This is a genomic window from Mycolicibacterium chlorophenolicum (assembly GCF_001044235.1).
GTDB classification, from domain to species: Bacteria; Actinomycetota; Actinomycetes; order Mycobacteriales; family Mycobacteriaceae; genus Mycobacterium; species Mycobacterium chlorophenolicum.
On record NZ_JYNL01000068.1, the window covers coordinates 99,815 to 120,719 of the forward strand.

Below are 20,905 nucleotides of genomic sequence, written 5' to 3' on the forward strand. Positions count from 1 at the left end.
GCCGACGACCAGGTCAAGATCCGCGGCCACCGCATCGAACTCGGCGAGATCCAGAGCGCACTCACCGCGTTCGACGACGTCGACCAGGCTGTCGTCCTCGCCCGTGACGACGGACCCACCGGTACGCACCTCGTCGCGTACGTCACCGGTACCGCCGACCCGGCCGCGGTGCGTGCCGCGCTGGCCGACCGGCTGCCCTCCGCCATGGTGCCCACCGCCGTCGTCGCGCTCGACGCGTTGCCGCTGACGGTGAACGGCAAGCTCGACACGAATGCGCTTCCTGCTCCGGGCATTCGAGCCTCGCAGTACCGGCCGCCCACCGATGCCGTCGAGGAGATCCTCACGGGTATCTATGCCCGGGTCCTGGGGCTCGACCGGGTTGGGGTGGACGACTCCTTCTTCGACCTCGGCGGCGACAGCATCCTGTCGATGCAGGTGGTCGCGCAGGCGCGCGCCGCCGGGCTGGGCTGCCGGCCGCGCGATGTCTTCGTCGAGCAGACGGTGGCCCGCCTGGCCCGGGTCGTTCAGGCCGACGTGCGCGCCGACGCGCCGGTCGACGACGGGATCGGTGCGCTGCCGGCCACCCCGATCATGCGGTGGCTGCGCGGTGTCGACGGTCCCACCGCCGAGTTCAACCAGACCATGGTGGTCCAGGCGCCTCCCGGCGTGAGCGTCGACGACGTCGTGCTCGTCCTGCAGGCGCTGATCGACCGGCACGGCATGCTGCGCGCCCGCCTCGAGGACGACGGGACGCTGACGGTCCCCGAACCGCAGACCCTCCACGCCACCGAATGCGTGCGCACGGTCGCGGAACTGATCGAGCAGGCGCTCGTCTCCGCACGGGCAGAGCTGGATCCGGCGGCCGGCGTGATGCTGCGCGCGGTGTTCGTGGAGTCGACCCGTGAGGTCGCGTTGATCGTGCACCACCTGGTCGTCGACGCGGTGTCCTGGCGGATCCTGCTCGAAGACCTCAACATCGCCTGGGCACACCACCGCACCGGACACCCCGCCACCCTGCCGATCACCGGCACCTCGTTCCGCACCTGGGCGGCGATGCTGGCCGAACACGCCGCCTCCCCCGCCGTCGCCGCGACCGCCGAGAGATGGCGCGCTGTCCTGGCCGCCCCGCCCGCCCTATCGCCGCCGGACCCGCACGTCGACACCTACGCCGGCGCAGCGAGTGTCACGGCCACGCTGGACACCGAGACCACACGGCGGCTGCTGGGCGACGTGCCCGCGGCGTTCCACGCCGGCGTCACCGACATCCTGCTGATCGCCCTCGCACTGGCGTGCGCCGAGTTCAAGGGCAGCGGGGACCCTATCGGCATCGACGTCGAGGGGCACGGCCGCGTCGAGGACCTGTCCCCCGGCCTGGACCTGTCCCGCACCGTGGGATGGTTCACCACGAAATACCCTGTGGCCGTCCATGTTCAGCGCCCGAACTGGACGCACTTCGGTTCCGGTGGCGCCGTGGTGGGCGACGTCGTCAAACGCGCCAAGGAACAACTGCGCGCCCTGCCCGACGGGCTCACCTACGGTCTGCTGCGCCACCTCACCCCGGACAGTGGATTGGAGGGACCCGAACCCACGATCGGCTTCAACTACCTCGGCCGCGCCGGCCACCTCGGCCCCGACGACACCGACCTCTGGCGTCCGAGCCCCGACGGCATGACGAACGCCGCGGCAGCCGGGCGGATCTCGATGCCACTGGGCCACACCGTGGAACTCACCGCGGTCGCCGTCGACAGCGGTGCGGGTCCGGAGTTCACGACGACGTGGACCTGGGCCCCCTCCGTGCTGACCCACGACGACATCGGCCGCCTGAACACGCTCTGGACCGAAGCCCTCACCGGGATCTGCCTCCACGTCGGCAACGGCGGCGGCGGCCTCACCCCCTCCGACGTCGCGCCCGCCGTCCTGACGCAGGACCAGATCGACGCCCTCGAATACCGGAATCTGCTGCGCGACATCCTTCCGCTGACGCCGGTGCAACAGGGCCTGCTCTTCCACGCCCGAACCGCACGGGAGTTCGGCGTCGGAGGCGACCTGTACGCGATGCAACTGGAGATCTCCATTGCCGGGCCGCTGAACGCCGACGCGCTGCACGACGCCGTGCGCGCCGTCGTACACCGCCATCCCACGCTCGTCGCCCGGTTCGCCGACGGCTACGACCCGCCGGTCCAGATCATCGCCGCGGCCCCGGAGGCTCCCTGGCGCTGTGTCGACGTCGCCGACGAGGACGACGTCCAGCGGGTGTGCGCAGCCGAACGTGCCGCGGTCTGCGATCTGACAGACGGTGTGCCGTTCCGGGTCGCGTTGCTGCGCAGCGGTTCCGACGAACACCGGGTGGTGCTGACCAACCACCACATCGTGCTCGACGGGTGGTCGCTGCCGATCCTGTTGCAGGAGATCTTCGCCGGCTACCTCGGCCGGCGGCTACCGGCGCCACCGGTGTTCCGCCGCTTCGTCGAGTGGCTGGACGATCGCGATGCCGACGCCGCACACGCCGCGTGGCGGGAGGTGCTCGACGGCCTCGACGCGCCCACGCTCGTCGGCCCGCCCGGTCGGCCCGGAACCGGAGCCAGGGGCAGCAGCAGCTCCCGACTGCCCGAGACCACCACCGGTGCGCTGACCGATCTCGCCCGCGCCCACCACACCACCGTCAACATCGTGCTGCAGGCCGCATGGGCCCAGACGCTGGCGTCGCTCACCGGGCACCACGACGTCGTCTTCGGGACCACGGTGTCCGGCCGCCCCACCGAGGTACCGGGCGCGGAATCGATGGTGGGTCTGATGATCAACACCATCCCGGTGCGCGCCCGTCTCACGCCGGCCACGACCACGGCCGGCCTGCTCGCCGACCTGCACGACGCGCACCACCGCACGCTCGATCACCAGCACCTGGCGCTCACCGAGATTCATCGCATCACCGGCCAGGAGCAGCTGTTCGACACGCTGTTCGTGTTCGAGAACTATCCGGTCGACGCCACCGCGATGGGCGGCGTCGGCGAGTTGTCGATCACCGCCGTCACAGCGCGCGAGACGAACCACTATCCGATGACGCTGCAGGCCATGCCGGGACGTGAACTCGGACTGCGCATGGAATACGACGCCACCGTCTTCGAGCCGCCAGTGATCGACGGGGTGACGCGCCGCTTCCAGCGAGTGCTGTCGGCGATGATCGCCGCCCCGCAGCGGCGGCTGTCCTCGATCGACGTCCTGGACGCCGGCGAGCGCGACACGTTGGATCGCCTCGGCAACCGCGCCATGCTGCTGGCGTCCGGCGAGGCCACGTCGGTGCCGGCGTTGTTCGCCGCGCAGGTTCTGCGCAGCCGGGACCGGGCCGCGCTGAGCTGTGATGGGCAGATGCTGACCTACCGTGAGCTCGACGATTCCTCGAACCTGCTGGCGCACAGGCTGATCCGGCACGGTGCCCGGCCCGGGGCCTGCGTCGCGCTGCTGACCGGCCGCAGCGCCGACGCGGTCGTCGCGATGCTGGCCGTCCTCAAGACCGGGGCGGCGTACCTCGCGATCGATCCCGCCGTACCGCCGGACCGCCTGCGTTTCCTGCTCACCGACGCCGACCCCGTCGCGGTGCTGACCACCGATGCGTTGCGCGCGAGGCTCGCCGGCCACGCGCTCCCGATCCTCGACCTGGGCGAGACCGCGCCCGACGACACCGCCACCGCATTGCCCGACCCCGACCCGGCCGACGTCGCGTACCTGATCTACACCTCGGGGACCACCGGCACGCCGAAAGGCGTTGCGGTGACGCATGCCAACGTCGCACACCTGGCGGCGTCCCTCCCGGCGTCCCTGCCCGACGAGCAGGTGTGGACACAGTGCCACTCGTACGCCTTCGACTTCTCGGTCTGGGAGATCTGGGCCGCCCTGCTCAGCGGCGCCCGCCTCGTCATCGTCGACGAGGACACCGCCTCGTCCCCGGACCGGTTCGGTGAACTGCTCGCCGCCGAATGCGTGAACGTGCTGACCCAAACGCCCTCGGCGATCACCGCTTTGGACCCGCAACGGCTCGACGCGGTCGCCGTACTCCTCGGCGGGGAAGCCTGCCCGGCCGACATCGTGGACCGCTGGGCACCCGGCCGCACCCTGATCAATGCGTACGGCCCCACCGAGATCACCGTCTACGCGGCCATGAGCGCACCGTTGCGCCCCGGCTCGGGTGCCGCGCCGATCGGCGGACCCGTGGTCACGTCGGCGCTGTTCGTCCTCGACGACTGGCTGCGGCCGGTGTCCGTCGGCGCTGTCGGTGAGCTCTACGTCGCGGGTCCCGGCGTCGCCGTCGGCTACGTCGGGCGGCCTGGTCTGACGGCCACCCGGTTCGTGCCCTGCCCCTTCGCCCGGCCGGGTGGGCGCATGTACCGCACCGGCGACCTGGTGCGCTGGCGCAGCGACGGTCAGCTGGACTACCTCGGCCGCGCCGACGATCAGGTCAAGATCCGCGGCTACCGCATCGAACTCGGGGAGATCACCGCGGCGCTCACTGGGATCGACGGCGTCACCGGCGCTGCCGTCGTCCCCCGCCGCGACCAGCCCGGCGCCGCCCGGCTCACCGCCTACATCACCGGCACGGTCACCCCCGCCGAGGCCCGTGCCCGGCTCACCGAACAGCTTCCGTCGTATCTGGTGCCGTCGGACATCATCGCGCTGGAGACGTTGCCGCTCACCGTCGGTGGGAAACTCGACGTGCGGGCGCTCCCGGCGCCCGACCCGGCCGGGGGCGGCCCCTACCGTGCCCCCACCAACGCCGTCGAGGAGATCCTCGCCGCGACCTTCGCCGGCATCCTCGGCCTCGACCGTGTCGGCATCGACGACTCGTTCTTCGACCTCGGCGGCGACAGCATCTCGGCCATGCGGTTGGTCACCACGATCAACGCCGGGCTGGACACCGACCTGTCCGTGCGGACGTTGTTCGACGCGGCCACGGTCGCCCAGTTGGCACCGCGGGTGCGCACCGGCGCCGGTCGCCGGGCAGCGCTCGTGCCCGTCGACCGTCCCTCCAGGGTCCCGCTGTCGTTCGCGCAGAGCCGGTTGTGGTTCCTCGACCGCTTCGTCGGCGGGGTCGTGACCTACAACATGCCGACGGTGTTCCGGATCGACGGCCCCCTGGACGTCGACGCCCTCGGCGCGGCACTCGACGACGTCATCGCCCGGCACGAATCGCTGCGGACGGTGTTCCCCGAGGTCGACGGTGTGCCGCACCAACAGGTGCTTCCCGCCCGACCCGGCATGTGGCGGCACCGCGACCACGGCGTGGTGGCCCTGTCGGAGCCGGAAGCCGTCGGCGAGCTCACGGCGATGGCCGGTCACCGGTTCGACCTGTCGGCCGAGATCCCGATCAGGGCGCAGATCTACGCGCTCGGACCCGATCAGCACGCCATCGGCATCGTGGTGCACCACATCGCCGCCGACGGGTGGTCGATCGCGCCGCTGGTGCGCGACCTCGGGATCGCCTACGCCGGCCGGACCGCGGGCCGGCCGCCCGGCTGGGCGTCGCTGCCGGTGCAGTACATCGACTACACCCTCTGGCAGCGCGCGCAATTCGGCGATCTCGACGACGCCGACAGCCCGATCGCCGCGCAGGTGGCGTACTGGCAGGACGCGCTCGCCGGGATGCCCGAGCAGCTGAACCTCCCCACCGATCGGCCCTACCCCGCGGTCGCCGACTACCGCGGCGCGACCGTGGACATCGAATGGCCGGCGGCGCTGCAGCAGCGCGTGCGGGAGGTGGCGCGGGCGCACAACGCCACCAGTTTCATGGTCATCCAGACCGCGCTGGCGGTGCTGCTGTCCAAGATCAGCGCCAGTTCGGATGTGGCGGTGGGCTTTCCGATCGCAGGCCGGAGCGACCCGGCTCTCGAGGAGCTGATCGGGTTCTTCGTCAACACGCTGGTGTTGCGGGTCGATCTGGCCGGCGACCCGACGCTGGCCGACTTGCTCGCCCAGGTCAGACGGCAGAGCCTCGCCGCCTACGAGAACCAGGACGTGCCGTTCGAGGTCCTGGTCGAACGGCTCAACCCCGCCCGGTCGCTGACCCGTCAACCGCTGATCCAGGTCATGCTGGCCTGGCAGAACTTCGCGGGCAGTGGCGACGCGGCCGGCGGTCTGGCGCTGGGTGACCTGACCGTCTCCCAGATGGGCGCAGACACCCACACCGCACGGATGGACCTGCTGTTCAACCTGGCCGACCGGTTCACCGGGGCGGGCGAGCCCGACGGGATCTGCGGCGTGGTGGAGTTCCGCACCGACGTCTTCGAGGCGAGCACCATCCGGCGTCTGCTGACGCAGTTCGAGCGGGTCCTGACCGCATTGACCGCCGATCCGCACCACCGGCTCTCCGCCGTCGACATTCTCGACGCGTCGGACCGCACGCGCCTCGACGCATGGGGGAACAGGGCGGCGCTGACGAGGCGACCGACCGCCGCCGCGTCGCTGCCCGCGCAGTGGACAGCGCAGGTGGCCCGTACCCCCGACGCGAGCGCGGTGACGTTCGAGGGCCGGTCCGTGACCTACCGCGAACTCGACGACCGGTCGACCCGGCTGGCGCACCTGCTCACCGGATACGGAGCCGCGCCCGGCCGGGCCGTCGCCGTGCTCTTCACCCGGTCGACCGACGCCATCGTCGCCATCCTGGCGGTCCTCAAAACCGGTGCGGCGTATCTGCCGATCGACCCGGTCGTGCCCGTGGGTCGGGTCGAGTTCATGATGACCGACGCCACCCCCGTCGCCGCCGTCACCACCGGGCACCTGAGGGGGCGGCTCGACGGCTTCGACCTTCCCGTCGTCGACATCGCCGACCCCGGGATCTCCGCGCAGCCCGACACCGCCCTGCCGTTGCCCGGCCCCGACGACCTCGCGTACTTCATCTACACCTCCGGCACCACCGGAGTGCCGAAAGGTGTTGCGATCACACATCGCAACGTGACGCAACTGCTGGAGTCCCTCGATGTAAACGTGCTGCGCGGCGGGGTGTGGAGCCAGTGCCACTCCCTGGCCTTCGACGTGTCGGTGTGCGAGATGTGGGGCGCGCTGCTGACCGGCGGACGGCTGGTCGTGGTGTCGGAGTCGGTGGCCCGGTCCCCGGAGGACTTCCGCGCCCTGCTGGTCGACGAGCAGGTCACGGTGCTCAGCCGCACGCCGTCGGCGTTCTACGCCCTGCAGACCGCTGACGCCCAGAACGGCTCTGAGAGTGGGGAACTCGCTCTCGAGGCGGTGTTGTTCGCCGGCGAGGCACTCGAGCCCCGGCGGCTGCGGACCTGGCTCACCCGCCACCGGGGCCGGCCGCGGATGATCAATCTGTACGGCACCACCGAGACCACCGTGCACGCCTCCTTCGACGAGATCACCGATCGCGACGCCGAGAGCAATGCCAGCCCCGTCGGTGTGCCGCTGGCCAATCTCGCCTTCTTCGTCCTGGACGCGTCGCTGCATCCCGTGCCGGCGGGCGTGGTCGGCGACCTCTATGTCGCCGGCGAGGGCGTGGGCGTCGGATACTGGCGCCGTTCGGGATTGACGGCGTCCCGGTTCGTCGCCTGCCCGTTCGGTGTGCCGGGGAGCCGGATGTACCGCACCGGCGATCTCGTCAGCTGGAACGCCGACGGCAGGCTGCAGTACGTCGGCCGAGCCGACGATCAGGTCAAGGTGCGCGGATACCGCATCGAACTGGGTGAGGTCGAGAACGCCCTGCTGGCCTGCCCCGAGGTCACGCAGGCCGTCGCGACCGTGCACGACGCCGGATCGGGCGGTCAACTCGTCGCCTATGTCACCCTCGATGACGTGTCCGGCGCCGAGCACGACGGCGCGGTCGTCGACGAGTGGCAACAGATGTACGACGATCTCTACGACGGAGCCGCACCGCCGGAGTTCGGCATGGATTTCCGGGGCTGGAACAGCAGCTACACCGGGGAGCCTCTCCCGCTCGAGGAGATGGTCGAGTGGCGTTCTGCCACAGTCGATCAGATCCTCGCGCTGCGACCGCGCCGCGTGCTGGAGATCGGGGTGGGCACGGGGCTGGTGCTGTCGCAGGTCGCCCCGCACTGCGAGCACTACGTCGGCACCGACATGTCCGCGGTCGCGGTGAACGGCCTGCGCCGATCGCTGCAGCGCTCGGCGGTGCCGTGGCGCGACCGGGTCCGGCTGCTCACCCAGCCCGCGCACGTCACCGACGGGCTGGTGCGGGGTTCCTTCGACGTGATCGTGCTGAACTCCATCGTGCAGTACTTCCCCCACCGCGGATACCTGACCGACGTGCTGGACACCGCGGTGGATCTGCTCGCGCCCGGCGGCACGCTGTTCGTCGGCGACGTCCGCCACCACGGTCTGCAACGGGCGTTCCAGACCGGCGTGGCGCGCGCCAAGGCACCCGACGCCGATGCCGCCGAACTGCGTGAGCGTGTGCAGCGCGCGATGGTCGGCGAAGCCGAATTGCTGCTGACGCCGGAGTTCTTCACCACCTGGTCGGCACGCCACCCGTCGCTCGGCGGTCTCGATGTCCGGGTCAAACGCGGCCGGGCCGACAACGAACTCACCCGCTACCGCTACGACGTCGTCGTGCACACGCAACCGGCGCGCTCGGTCGCCGACGCGCCCACCTGGACGTGGCACTCCTGCGCGGACCTGGCCGGACTCGAGCGCCGGCTGTCGGCGGCACGGCCGAACACGGTTCGTATCACGGCGATTCCGCGCGCCGGCCTGGCGGACGATGTCGTCCTGGAACGTGGACTCACCGCCGCGTCGGCACCCGAAACCTACCCGTCCGCCGCAACCCCGGACGAGTTGCACCACCTGGCCGGCGCCCTCGGCTACGACGTCGCTGTCACCTGGGGTGACGAACCGGGCACGCTCGACGCCGTCTTCCTCGCCGGCACCGGCGGCCCCCTCACCGATGTCCACCGCCCCCGCGAGGGCATCTCGCGCCGCGCCGGCCTCTCCAACACACCGCATCTGAACACCACGATCGGCGCACTGCGCCGGCGTCTGAGCGACCGGCTGCCGGACTACATGGTGCCCGCGCACATCATGGTGGTCGACGAGTTCCCGCTGACCTCCTCGGGCAAGCTCGACCGCAGAGCGCTGCCCACACCCGTGTCGACCACGACGACCTTTGCGGCGCCGAGCAACCCGACCGAGCAGGCCATCGCCGACGTCTACGCGCAGGTGCTCGGCGTGGACCGGGTCGGGGTGGACGACTCGTTCTTCGACCTCGGCGGTGATTCACTGTCGGCGATGCGGGCGGTCGCTGCGATCAACGCCGCACTCGACACGCATCTGGCGGTCCGCACCCTGTTCTATGCGCCATCGGTCAGGAGCCTGAGCCAGCAACTGAACAGTGGCGACGCGGCGAAAGAGGTCGTCCCGCTGGAGTTCTACCGGCGGGGCAGCGGGGTGCCGCTCTACTGCATCCACGACGGCCTCGGGCTCAGCTGGTCCTACCGCACGTTGGGTGAGTATCTCGACTGCCCGATCGTCGGTATCAACCAGGTGCGCGCAGACGGCGAGCAGGAATCATCGTCGATCCGGCGGATGGCACGCACCTACGCCGATCGGATACAGGCGGTCCATCCCGGCGGCCCCTATCGGCTGCTCGGCTGGTCGTTCGGCGGCGTCGTGGCCCACGAAGTCGCGGTCGAATTGCGGCGCCGCGGTTGCCAGGTCGAGCGGCTCGTCCTTCTCGACCCCGCCTTCAGCGTCGGCCTGGTCACCGGCGGAGTGACCCTCGATGAAGACCAGGTGCTCCAGCACATCCTGCGGACCAATAGGATCGACGTTCCCGCGATGTCGGGACCGCTGACCTATCAGCGCGCCGAGCAGCTGGTGCGCAGCCACGCCGGTGCCGAGTTCCCCTTGCCGCCGCGCGAACTGCTCGATCTGATGGTGCACAGCGTCAACTGCAACCAGCACCTGCTGCGCCACTTCCGCCCCCACGATTTCGAGGGCGACATGGTGATCTTCACCGCCGGTCGCAGCACGATCGCGCCCGCAGGATCGGCGGTGTCGCGTCTGCTCGACGCGCGCACCCGGCTGGCCGCGCGCGCCAAGGTCCGTAGGTGGCGCCGTCACGTGAGGGGCACGGTCACCGCGCAACAGGTGGACTGCACACACCACGACATGCTCAACCCGGCGTCCCTGCGGCTGTACGGCAACCTGTTGCGGAAAGCTCTCGACGGTCAGAACGTCAGCCGCGCAAAGCCTTCCGACTGATAGAGCTCCACGCAACTCGCGCGCCGGACCTTGCCGCTCGTCGTGATCGGGATCGAGCCCGGCGCCACCAGCACCACGTCCTCGACGCCGACCCCGTGCGCATGAGAGATCGCCGAGGTGACCTCCTGCCGCACGGTGCGAAGCGTGTCGGCCAACTCGTCGTCGGACTGGCCGCGCCTCTTGACTTCCACGATGACGACCAGCTTCTCGGTGTTCTGGTCGAGGACGGCGATGGCCGCCGCGCGGCCGCCGGAGATCTCCCGGGTGGTCGCCTCGATGTCGTCGGGATAGTGGTTGCGCCCGCGCACGATCAGGAGATCTTTGATCCTGCCGACGATGAAAAGCTCACCGCGCGAGAGGAATCCGAGGTCGCCGGTCCGCAGCCACCCGTCGGGTGGCGTGTCCGGCGAGGCCGTGACGATCGTCGCCCCGAAGACGCGTGCCGACTCGGCTGGTCGGCGCCAGTAACCGGGGCTCACGTTGTCTCCGCGCACCCAGATCTCCCCCACTGTGTCAGGGGGCAGTTCGGCGGCGGTGTCAGGATCCACGATGCGTACGCTCGGCGACCCAGGCACGCCGTAGCTCACCAGCGGGGTACCGTCACGACACCGCACGGCGCGACCGGCCGCGAGCTCGTCGGGCTCGAAATGGACGAATTCCGTTGGCGGGCCGGGCGGATGCGCGGCAACGTATAGAACCGCCTCGGCGAGACCGTAGGCCGGCCTCACCACGGCCGGGTTCAAGTTGAAGCGGGCGAAGCGCTGCGTGAAGCGGGTGAGGGTGGCTTCGCTGACGCGTTCGGCACCGCTGAGGATGTGGAGCACGTGGCCGAGGTCGAGGCCGGCCATTTCCTCGTCGGACGTGCGCGCGGCGGCGAGCTCGAACGCGAAGTTGGGAGCGGCGGTCAACGGTTGCGGGCTGCGCGCGACCAGTTGCATCCACCGGGCTGGCCGCGCGAGAAACGACAGCGGGCTCATCACCGCTGTCGGCCAGCCGCCCATCACCCCTGCGCACAGACCCAGCATCAGCCCCATGTCGTGGTAGAACGGCAGCCACGACACCACCGTCTTCGGCATCCGGTAATCGGGCAGGATGCCCCCGACGATCTGCTTCCAGTTCGCCGCCAGGTTGGCGTGGGTGATCTCGACGCCTGCGGGAGAGCGCGTCGATCCGGACGTGTACTGCAGATATGCGGTGTCGGGCCGATCCCGACGCGCCCCGCCGGACCTGCGCGCGTCGAGATCCGCTGTGTCCAGCTCGATGACGACGGGCGCCTGCGCATCCCCCGCGGTGTAGGGGTCGACGCTGTGCGCCACCGCCGATGTGGTCAGCACCGCCGTCGGGGACGCGTCCCGCAGGACGGCGGTGATGCGCTCGTCGTGGATCCCGGCGAGCGGAACCGACAGGGGCACAGCGATGACGCCCGCCTGGAGGGCGGCGAGGAATGCGACGACGTACTCGAGGCTCTGGGGGGCGAGGATGACGGCCCGGTCACCGACCGACGTGTGCTCCTGCATGTCGATGGCGAGGTTGAGCGACCGGCGGTGCAGTTGCCCCCACGTCATCGACTCCTCGCCGTCGTCGTCATCATGGAAGGTGAAGGCGACGTCATTGGGCTGCAGGCTGGCCCGTTCACGGAGCACGGCGAGCAGCGGCGATTCCTTCACGACAGGAACACCTCCGCCCGCGGCCGGCACGACGTACCGAGCTTAGGTCAATCGCGCGGGCGCGCAGGCGGAGTCGACAGATCAGCGCGGTACGGTGCCCTCGGGGAGGAGCCCATGGCCGACTACTGGAACCACAACACCGCCTACCATCCGTGGTTGGTCTCTCTCGCCGCGACGCACCACGGTGATGTGCTCGATGTCGGTTGTGGTGACGGATTGCTCGCGCAACGCCTTGCGCCCGTGTCGCGGACGGTCGTCGGCATCGACACCGACCCCGCGGCGACGCACCGGGCGCGCGCCAGGCTGGCGGCGGTGGACAACGTGTCCGTCGTCGAAGCCGGCTTCGCCGATTACCCTCCGGCACAGTTCGATGTGATCACCTTCGTCGCCAGCCTCCACCACCTCGACCTGCGCGCGTCGCTGGTGCAGGCTCGCGCGATGTTGCGGCCGCACGGCGAACTCGCGGTGGTGGGGTTGAGCGCGAATACGACTGTGCGTGACTGGCTTTGGTCAGGTGCGTGTCTGCCTGCCGTGCGGGTGGGGTCGTGGCTGCATCGGGAACGGCGTGACGTCGGTCTGGTGGTGGCCGAGCCGCGCCACGGGCTCGACGAGATCCGGCGCACCGCCGGGGAGGTACTGCCGGGCGTGACGATCCGCCGTGCGCTGTACTACCGCTACCTGATGCGGTGGCGGAAACCGGCCGCGTGACCTCTCAAGAATGTTTGGCCACTTGCGTTTCTGCTGTCACAAATCGCGGCGGACATGTCGGTGGTTCGAACTAGTGTTCGATATATGGGGGAAGTCGCGAGCGCGGTGGAGGCGATCCGGTCGCAGATCGCGATGCTGCACGACGCCTGCGACACCCTGTCCCACCGCGAGCTGGTGGAGCTGTTGGCAGAGGTGACGACCGTGCTGCGCAGCGTCCCCACCCTGGAACATCGGGTGCTGGCGAGGCTGACCGCCGAGACCCAGCCGCGCCGGTTGGGTGAGTCGTCGTGGAAGACGGTGCTCACCACTGCGCTGCGGGTCTCTGATCGTGAGGCCAAACGCCGGCTGGCCCACGCCGCTTCTTTGGGTCCGCGGCAAGCGATGAGCGGGGAGCCGTTGGCGCCGGTGTGGGAGGCCACCGCCGCCGCCCAAGCCCGTGGCGCCCTGGATGCCGAGCATGTGGCGGTGATCGCGACCTTTCACGACAAGCTGCCCTCGTGGGTGGATGTCGGCACCCGCGCCGCCGCGGACCGCCAGTTGGCCTCGGTGGGGGCGGGCCTGAAGCCCGAGGACTTGAAGAAGGCGGCCGAGCGGTTGGCGGCGAAGATCGATCAGGACGGTCCCGAACCCACCGACGCCGAACGCGCCCGCCGCCGCGGTGTCACCCTGGGAGAGCAGCAGGCCGACGGGATGAGCAAGCTGTCGGGCTGGGTGACTCCGGAATGGCGGGCGGTCTATGAAGCCCTCGAGGCCAAACTCGCCGCCCCCGGCGCCTGCAACCCCGACGACGAGCAGCCCTGCATCGACGGCCAACCCGACGAGCAGCAGCGCCGTACCGACACTCGCAGCCCCGCGCAGCGTCGCCACGACGCCTGGCTCGCGGTCGGCCGGATGGCGCTGTGCTCCAAGAAGCTGGGCCAGCACAACGGATTACCCGTCACCNCCCGCGCAGCGTCGCCACGACGCCTGGCTCGCGGTCGGCCGGATGGCGCTGTGCTCCAAGAAGCTGGGCCAGCACAACGGATTACCCGTCACCGTCATCGTCTCCACGACCTTGCAGGAGTTGGAGAAGGGGGCGGGGGTGGCGGTCACCGGCGGCGGCTCCCTGCTGCCGATGGCCGATCTGATCCGGATGGCCGCGCACGCCTATCACTATCTGGCGGTGTTCGATCACCACACCAGCCAAGCCCTCTACCTCGGCCGCACCAAACGCATCGCCTCGCCGGCGCAACGGATCGTGCTGCACGCGCGTGACCGCGGCTGCACGAGGCCCGGCTGCACCGTGCCGGGCTACTGGTGCCAGGTCCATCACCTCACCGACTGGAAGAACGGCGGGCGCACCGACGTCGACACCACGACCCTGGCCTGCGGCCCGGAAAACCGAATGATCGAGACCACCGAGTGGACCACCCACCGAAACACCAAAGGCCAAACCGAATGGATCCCCCCACCCGACCTCGACCGGGGCCAACACCGCGTCAACGGCTACCACCACCCCGAACGCCACCTCCTGCCGGAGGACGACCAAGGACCGTAGGCGCAGAAGCGATGGTGCCCGACGTGCGGAATGCGTCACGAATGCGTCGGATCCGCGCCCCAGTGGTGTGCCGAAAGTCCCTTGCAGGTCCCGCCCTTGGGCATTAGTGCCGGCCGGCTTCCGGCGTGACGATTACTCGATGATGCCCACCATCGAGAGGAGTGGAGACATGGCTCGCAGTCCTTTGGCGAGGAAGCTCGCGCCGGGGTGGGGCACACACGCGGGGCGTGTCGGCGCCTTGGCCGCATCGTTGGGCGTCGGTGCCGCGATCTTCTGGTTGCCGGCCGTGGCATGGGCGGAGCCGAGCGGCGAAACGTCGGCCGCTGCATCGGCCGGTGCAGCGTCGGGGCACACGAGAACGGCCAGGACCTCATCGTCATCCGGCGCCGGATCCAGACAGACTGCTACGCAGAGACACCGGTCTGTGCGAGTATCGCTCGGGCACAGCGCAACCGACACCGCTGCCCCGTCGCCAGCATCCGCCTCCATCGAGTCAGGACCCCGACCGGCGATTGCCCGCAAACACCTTTTCGCGCCGCGGCCGTCATCACTGGGTACCGATCACCCCACTTCCCCAGTCGAATCGCCCCTGGCGACGTCGATGCTGGCCTATGCACGGCGGCACACCGAGAACCAAGACACGAACAGGGTTGGTATTCGCCAGAGTTCAAAGCAGACGACCGGACTGTTCACTGCAGAGCCGGCAGCCACCATCGCCGTGTCGGTCGACGGTTCACCCGCTGGTCCGGTCGCCATTGCCGGGGACGGAATCGCGTATCAGGTCACCACCCGATCCTCGTCGTCGTCAGACGTCACCCGCGTCAGCGTTCTCACTCCCGATGGACAACTGCTGGCGACATCGCGTGCGATCGCAGGCCTCCCAGAGCCGGACTGTCAGGCCGTCGGTAGGCCTGACGGATCGCTGGTCCTGGTGACCCTGAACGACAAGGAGACGTTGTCGACGATCTCGATCATCAACGGGAACGGCAGTGTCGTTCGGACCACGACCGTCCTCGGCCGGGCCGAAAGCATGACATCCAGCGCCAGCGGTGCCGTGTTCGTCGATACCTCGTGGACCATTCCGTTCTTTCCCACCGGTTACGGGGATCTCGCCACCCTGTACGTCTCTCCCCAGAACACGGTGCGGACATTTGCGCCCAGTGGTGTCACCGCAGGACCGGACGGCACGGCCTACCTGGTCTCGTCGCGCACCGGTATCCCAACGCAGATGATCCGACCCAGCGGACGCGTGCAGAGGATCGTGGTGCCCTTCGGCAGCAATGCCGGCACGGCCCCCGTGTTCGCCGGGGATGGAACCGCTTACTGGACAGTCGGTACCCCAACTCTGTTCGGCGGCGAGAAGACTCGTCTGTACACCCTCGACGACACGTTGAAGGTGACGCGAACCGTCACCGGCTTCCCGGCACGCGCGGTAGTGACTGCACAGGGGGTCGTTGTGGTGACCCAGACCGGATACCAGCAGACCGCCTATCAAGGAACGACCTACTATTCCTGGATCGCCGACAACACCGTCGTTGCGTCCCAAGCCATCGACGGAGCATCGAACAGTCAGGTGACCCCGGGCGGAACCGTGTACGCGGTGCTCGACACGCCGGCACAGCAAGTCACGAGCGTCCTCGTCATGGACAGCGGTCGAACTCGCGGCACGGTCACCCTGCCTGGAACATTGGCATCGAACGGCCCACTCGATGTCGACGGATCTGGGCCACGAGTCGGCGAACAGGGCTACGTCACCTATGAGTCCGCCGGGCGGCGGTATCTCGCCGTGCTCGATCCCGATGGCACCGTCGCGCGCACCGTGCTGCTCCCAGACGACGCTTCGTATACGAGCCCGGTCTTCTTCGGTCCTGATGGCGCGCCCTACGTCTTCCTCGCTTTCGGATATGCCCAGGGTGAAGTCGCCTCGCAACAGGTCTTGGCCGTGGCCAGTGACACCTACACACCGATGGTGTCCGGTCCGGTGAAGTATGACGATCCTCGGATCCAGTTCAGTCCGGACGGCACGGGTTACCTGTTGGGTAGTGACAACCAATCGGGGTTCATGAACGTCATCGGGTTCGATGCGCCGGGGACGACGCCGGTCGCCTTGACCGACACCCCGATCTTTGCGGGTCGGATCCTGGTCTTCGCTCCCGACGGCACCGCCTACACCTTCCTCGCGGGTATCGATGGTGTGAGTCTGTACGCGCTCTCACCGGCGGGCGCCACCGAGGTTCTTCCGCTCACCTACTTCCCACTGGTGCCTGTCGTCGTCGCACCCGACGGCACGCTGTACCTCACCGCGCACGGAGGCGGCGACAACACCGTCGTGACACTGATCCCGCCGACCGCCGTCCGCTAGGCACTGACTCGCCCCACCGAGGGACAATGTCGGCATGGTCGAGCAGAGCTTGTGGATGAGACAGGTCGAGGCCGACCCCGGGCACTCCGGCTGGTACGTCGAGCGCTTCCGGACCATGGCACGGGCAGGTGACGACCTGGACGGTGAGGCCCGCCTGGTCGACGCGATCGCCCCCCGCCGCGCCCGCATCCTCGACGCAGGCTGTGGACCCGGCCGGCTCGGTGGGTACCTCTCGCGCGCCGGCCACGACGTCGTCGGGGTCGACGTCGACCCCGTGCTCATCGCGGCCGCCGAGCAGGATCATCCCGGTCCGCGCTGGCTCGTCTGCGACCTCGCCGAACTGGACCTGCCCGCGTCCGGCATCACCGAACCGTTCGACGTCATCGCTTCGGCGGGCAATGTCATGACCTTCCTCGCCCCGAGCACCCGCGTCGCGGTCCTGGCCAGGTTGCGTGCGCATCTCGCCGCGGACGGTCGCGCGGTGATCGGCTTCGGCGCGGGGCGCGACTACGACTTCGGCGACTTCCTCGACCATGCGACCGAGGCCGGCTTCGCACCGGATCTGCTGCTGTCGACCTGGGATCTGCGACCCTTCCGCGACGACTCGGAGTTCCTCGTCGCGGTGCTGCGTCCGGCATAGGCCGAACCCCCGAGGCCGCGGACCGTAGGCTGGCCCGCGATGAGCACCCACGACGTCGACCATCGCCTGGCACCGCTCCCCGACACCGGATACGTCTACCGGACCTCGTGGCGGGTGGCGACGGGCGACGTCGGCGGCGACCTCAACCTGCGCCTGGACGGAGTCGCCCGCTACATCCAGGAGGTCGGCGCGGAGAACCTCGTCGACGCCGGCGAGGCCGAAGAACACCCCCACTGGCTGGTGCAGCGCACCGTGGTCGACGTCATCGAGCCGATCGGGTTCCCCAACGAGGTGACCTTCAGCAGATGGTGCTCGGCGCTGTCCCTGCGCTGGTGCACCATGCGGGTGGACCTCGTCGGCAGCGACGGCGGCCGCATCGAGACCGAGGGCTTCTGGATCGCGATGAACGCGAAGACGCTGACCCCGCAGCGCGCGACCGACAGCCTGCTCGCCCGGTTCGGCACCACCACCACCGAGCACCGCCTCAAATGGCGGCCGTGGTTGCAGAATCCGGACACCGTCGAAGACACGGCACCATTCGCGTTGCGCCGCACCGACATCGACCTGTTCGAGCACGTCACCAACACCGCCTACTGGCACGCCATCCACGAGGTGATGGCCGTCGCCCCCGAGGCGTGCACGCCCCCTTACCGCGCGGTGATCGAATACCGCAAGCCGATCAAGTACGGCGAAGAGGTGGTCCTCGGCTGGACCCGGCGCGGCGACGCCGTGCAGATCGCGCTGAGCGTCGGCGACGAGGTCAGGGCCGCGGCGCTGCTGCGCCCCCTGTAGCTACGCTGAGCGGATGGCCGATCTCGTACTGACGCAGGTCGTCGACCGCGTCATGCTCATCACCGTGAACGACCCCGACCGCCGCAACGCGGTCACCGCCGACAGCTCGGCAGCCCTGCGCGCCGCCGTGGACGCCGCCGAGGCGGACGAAGGCGTGCACGCGGTGATCGTGACGGGCGCCGGTAAGGCGTTCTGCGCCGGCGCGGATCTGACCGCGCTCGGCAAGGCGACCGAGGACGGGCTGCGGGTCATCTACGACGGTTTTCTCGCCGTCGCCGAGTGCACCCTGCCGACCATAGCCGCGGTCAACGGGCCCGCCGTGGGCGCCGGCCTGAACCTCGCCCTCGCCGCCGACGTGCGCATCGCCGGCCCGTCGGCACTGTTCGATCCGCGCTTCCAGAAGCTCGGCATCCATCCCGGCGGCGGCGCGACGTTCATGCTGCAACGCGCGATCGGGCCGCAGGCCGCCCGGGCCGCGCTGCTGTTCGGGATGCGCTTCGACGCCGAGGCGGCCGTCCGGCACGGGCTCGCCCTCGAGATCGCCGACGACCCGGTCGCCGCCGCCCGCGAGTTGGCCGCCGGCCCGGCGTCGGCACCGCGCGACGTCGTCGTCGCGACCAAGGCGTCGATGCGCGCCACCTTCAACCCCGGCATCACCGACATGCACCAGCACCACATGGCAGTCGACGTCGAGATCGGCCCGCAGGCCCGGTCCATCGAATCCCCCGAGTTCGCCGAGCGGCTCGCCGCCGCCAAGCGCAGGTGAGCTTACGGCGGGCAGGAGCGAAGCGACCCGGCCAATGTCACAGGTCGAGCAGCGCCGTCTGAGGCTCCTCGATCAGCGCGCGCAGCTCGCCCAGGAACGCGCCGACCTGCGCCCCGTCGGCGACCCGGTGGTCGAACGCGCACGTCAGCCGCATCGTCGACCGCGCCACCACCTCGCCGTCGACCACCACGGCGCGGGGCTTCAGCGCGCCCACCCCGAGAATCGCGGCTTCCGGATGGTTGATCACCGGAACCCCGTCGTCGAGTCCCAGCGCCCCGAAGTTGGACACCGTGAACGTCGAACCCTGCATGTCGGAGGGTGCGAGCGTGCCCTCACGTGCGGCGGCCACCAGTCGCGCCACCTCGTCACCGAGCTGACGGGTGGTCCGCTTCTGAGCGTCCGTCACCACCGGGACCAGTAGCCCGCGCGGCGCGGCCACACCGACGCCCAGGTGGATCGCCGCATGGGTATGGACCCGCGGTCCGTCGACGGTGTCGAGCCATGTCGCGTTCAGCTCCGGATGCGTGCGCAGCGCGGCGACCACCATCCTGAGCACCAGCACGAACGGTGTCACCGACGCCGCGCCGACAGAGGTGCAGTGCTCCCGCAACCGCAGCAATGCGGTGCCGTCGACGTCGACCGACGCGTTCGCGTCGGGAATCTCACGGCGTGACAACGCCATTCGCCGCGCCATCGCCAGCCGCACACCGGTCACGGGCGCATCCGGCGCCATATCGGCCGCGGAAAGTACGTCGGCGCGGGTGACGATGCCGTCGGGTCCCGATCCGTTCACGCGGTCCAGGTCGACGTCGAGGTCGGCGGCCAGTTTGCGCACCGGCGGCTTGGTACGGGCACGCCGGCGGCTTCCGTCCAGCGCATCGTCGGTGCCGTAACCCACCAGCACGGGCTTACGCGGCGGCGTGTGTTCCACGTCGGCGGTCTCGATGCGCACCAGCACCGATCCGACCGGCAGCGTCTGGCCCTCGGCGCCACCGAGTTCGGCGATCCGCCCGGCATACGGGCTCGGGATCTCCACCTCGGCTTTGTTCGTCTCGACCGTGCACAGCGTCTGGTTCAACGCCACCTCGTCGCCGACCGCCACCGCCCAACCGGTGATCGTCGCGTCCTCGAGCCCCTCACCGAGGTCGGGCACCAGGAAATCCCGCAGCGCGCTCATGGCCGGCTCATCGCGTCGTCGACGCAGTCGAGGAGGCGGTCGACGCCGGGCAGCCACAACCGCTCGAGTCTGGCCGGCGGATACGGCGTGTCGAAGCCGGTGGCCCGCAGCACCGGTGCCTCCAGATCGTAGAAGCACTCCTCGGAGATACGGGCCGCCAACTCAGCGCCGAAACCCAATGTGCGCGAACCCTCGTGCATCACCACCGCCCGTCCCGTCTTGCGCACCGACGCCGCGACGGTGTCGAAGTCGAGTGGATTCAGCGTCCGCAGATCGATGACTTCCAGACTGGTCGAACAGGATTCGGCTGCGTTGAGCGCGGTGGCGACCAGGGAGCCGTAGGTGATGACGGTGACGTCCTCGCCGGCACGGCGAATGACGGCGCGCCCGATCGGTTCGGCCGGGTTGCGGGTGTCGACGACCTCCTTGGCCCAGTAACGGCGTTTCGGTTCCAGGAAGATCACGGGATCACGCTCGGCGATTGCGTACCGCAGCAGCCAGTAGGCGTCCGACGGTGTCGAGGGAACGACGACTTTGAGCCCCGCGGTGTGCAGCCAGTATGTCTCGGTCGACTCCGAATGATGTTCCACCGCACCGATTCCGCCGAACGACGGAATCCGGATCGTCACCGGCATGTCCACATCGCCGCGCGTGCGCATCCGGTACTTGGCCAGATGGCTGACGATCTGATCGAAGGCGGGCGCGGCGAATCCGTCGAACTGGATCTCGGGCACCGGCACGAAGCCGCGGATTGCCATCCCGATCGCGATCCCGACGATCGCCGATTCAGCCAGCGGAGTGTCGAAACACCGCTGCTCCCCGTACCGTTCGGCCAGGCCCTCGGTGACGCGGAAGACACCGCCGAGCGTGGCGACGTCCTCCCCGAACACCAGCACCCGGTCATCGGCGGCCATCGCATCCGACAGCGCCCGGTTGATCGCCTGCGCCATCGACAGTGCCGGGGGCGCCGCGACCGGCGGCGGCTCAGGAGCGTCGTCGTCGAAGCCGAACGGTCTCTCGATGAGCTGGGTCATG

At 69.6% G+C, this 20,905-nt stretch carries 9 protein-coding genes and 2 pseudogenes; 8 read left to right on the forward strand and 3 right to left on the reverse strand.

What is annotated here, in order from left to right:
• Window positions 1–10,221: pseudogene (locus MCHLDSM_RS39915) on the forward strand (amino acid adenylation domain-containing protein); the annotation flags it as partial.
• Here MCHLDSM_RS39915 and MCHLDSM_RS28595 read toward each other — a convergent pair.
• Window positions 10,188–11,888: an AMP-binding protein gene (locus tag MCHLDSM_RS28595; RefSeq protein ID WP_053083126.1), complete on the reverse strand. Its 1,701-nt coding sequence runs from the start codon at window positions 11,886–11,888 to the stop codon at window positions 10,188–10,190. The pseudogene MCHLDSM_RS39915 and the gene MCHLDSM_RS28595 overlap by 34 nt on opposite strands.
• 114 nt (window positions 11,889–12,002) lie before the next feature.
• Between MCHLDSM_RS28595 and MCHLDSM_RS28600 the strand changes: the two genes are divergently transcribed.
• The 7 genes and pseudogenes from MCHLDSM_RS28600 to MCHLDSM_RS28635 all read left to right on the forward strand — a co-directional run bounded on the left by MCHLDSM_RS28600 (window position 12,003) and on the right by MCHLDSM_RS28635 (window position 18,693).
• Complete coding sequence (locus tag MCHLDSM_RS28600; protein WP_048473192.1) at window positions 12,003–12,596, forward strand: class I SAM-dependent methyltransferase; 594 nt, start codon at window positions 12,003–12,005, stop codon at window positions 12,594–12,596.
• Between the two features lie 84 nt (window positions 12,597–12,680).
• The coding region (locus tag MCHLDSM_RS39920) for a DUF222 domain-containing protein (RefSeq protein ID WP_268782310.1) at window positions 12,681–13,538 on the forward strand (858 nt) is incomplete at its 3' end.
• 1 nt (window position 13,539) lies between these two features.
• A pseudogene (locus MCHLDSM_RS39925) lies at window positions 13,540–14,133 on the forward strand (HNH endonuclease signature motif containing protein); the annotation flags it as partial.
• 139 nt (window positions 14,134–14,272) lie between these two features.
• The gene (locus MCHLDSM_RS28620) at window positions 14,273–16,495 is read left to right on the forward strand and encodes a hypothetical protein (RefSeq protein WP_131722705.1); all 2,223 of its coding nucleotides are present in this window, start codon (window positions 14,273–14,275) and stop codon (window positions 16,493–16,495) included.
• Between the two features lie 34 nt (window positions 16,496–16,529).
• A complete protein-coding gene (locus MCHLDSM_RS28625) occupies window positions 16,530–17,135 on the forward strand; it encodes a class I SAM-dependent methyltransferase (protein ID WP_048473196.1) in 606 nt (201 codons plus the stop codon).
• Between the two features lie 39 nt (window positions 17,136–17,174).
• Complete coding sequence (locus tag MCHLDSM_RS28630; protein ID WP_048473197.1) at window positions 17,175–17,927, forward strand: acyl-[acyl-carrier-protein] thioesterase; 753 nt, start codon at window positions 17,175–17,177, stop codon at window positions 17,925–17,927.
• Window positions 17,928–17,940: 13 nt separating this feature from the next.
• Entirely contained in the window at window positions 17,941–18,693 is a 753-nt protein-coding gene (locus MCHLDSM_RS28635; protein WP_048473198.1) for an enoyl-CoA hydratase, read from the forward strand.
• 37 nt (window positions 18,694–18,730) lie between these two features.
• Here the strand turns inward: MCHLDSM_RS28635 and MCHLDSM_RS28640 are convergent, their stop codons facing one another.
• Together MCHLDSM_RS28640 and MCHLDSM_RS28645 are read right to left on the reverse strand one after the other, a co-directional pair.
• Window positions 18,731–19,870: a dihydrolipoamide acetyltransferase family protein gene (locus tag MCHLDSM_RS28640; protein ID WP_048473199.1), complete on the reverse strand. Its 1,140-nt coding sequence runs from the start codon at window positions 19,868–19,870 to the stop codon at window positions 18,731–18,733.
• Window positions 19,867–20,904, reverse strand: a complete 1,038-nt coding sequence (locus tag MCHLDSM_RS28645; RefSeq protein WP_048473200.1) for an alpha-ketoacid dehydrogenase subunit beta — start codon at window positions 20,902–20,904, stop codon at window positions 19,867–19,869. The genes MCHLDSM_RS28640 and MCHLDSM_RS28645 overlap by 4 nt, the downstream gene beginning before the upstream one ends.
• Window position 20,905: the final 1 nt, after the last annotated feature.

What these genes read in the sequence shown, in the direction of transcription:
- MCHLDSM_RS28635 (WP_048473198.1), top strand. Translation starts at nt 17,941, where the DNA reads ATGGCCGATCTCGTACTGACGCAGGTCGTCGACCGCGTCATGCTCATC.
- MCHLDSM_RS28625 (WP_048473196.1), top strand. Translation starts at nt 16,530, where the DNA reads ATGGTCGAGCAGAGCTTGTGGATGAGACAGGTCGAGGCCGACCCCGGG.
- MCHLDSM_RS28640 (WP_048473199.1), bottom strand. Translation starts at nt 19,870, where the DNA reads ATGAGCGCGCTGCGGGATTTCCTGGTGCCCGACCTCGGTGAGGGGCTC.
- MCHLDSM_RS28645 (WP_048473200.1), bottom strand. Translation starts at nt 20,904, where the DNA reads ATGACCCAGCTCATCGAGAGACCGTTCGGCTTCGACGACGACGCTCCT.
- MCHLDSM_RS28620 (WP_131722705.1), top strand. Translation starts at nt 14,273, where the DNA reads ATGATGCCCACCATCGAGAGGAGTGGAGACATGGCTCGCAGTCCTTTG.
- MCHLDSM_RS28630 (WP_048473197.1), top strand. Translation starts at nt 17,175, where the DNA reads ATGAGCACCCACGACGTCGACCATCGCCTGGCACCGCTCCCCGACACC.
- MCHLDSM_RS28600 (WP_048473192.1), top strand. Translation starts at nt 12,003, where the DNA reads ATGGCCGACTACTGGAACCACAACACCGCCTACCATCCGTGGTTGGTC.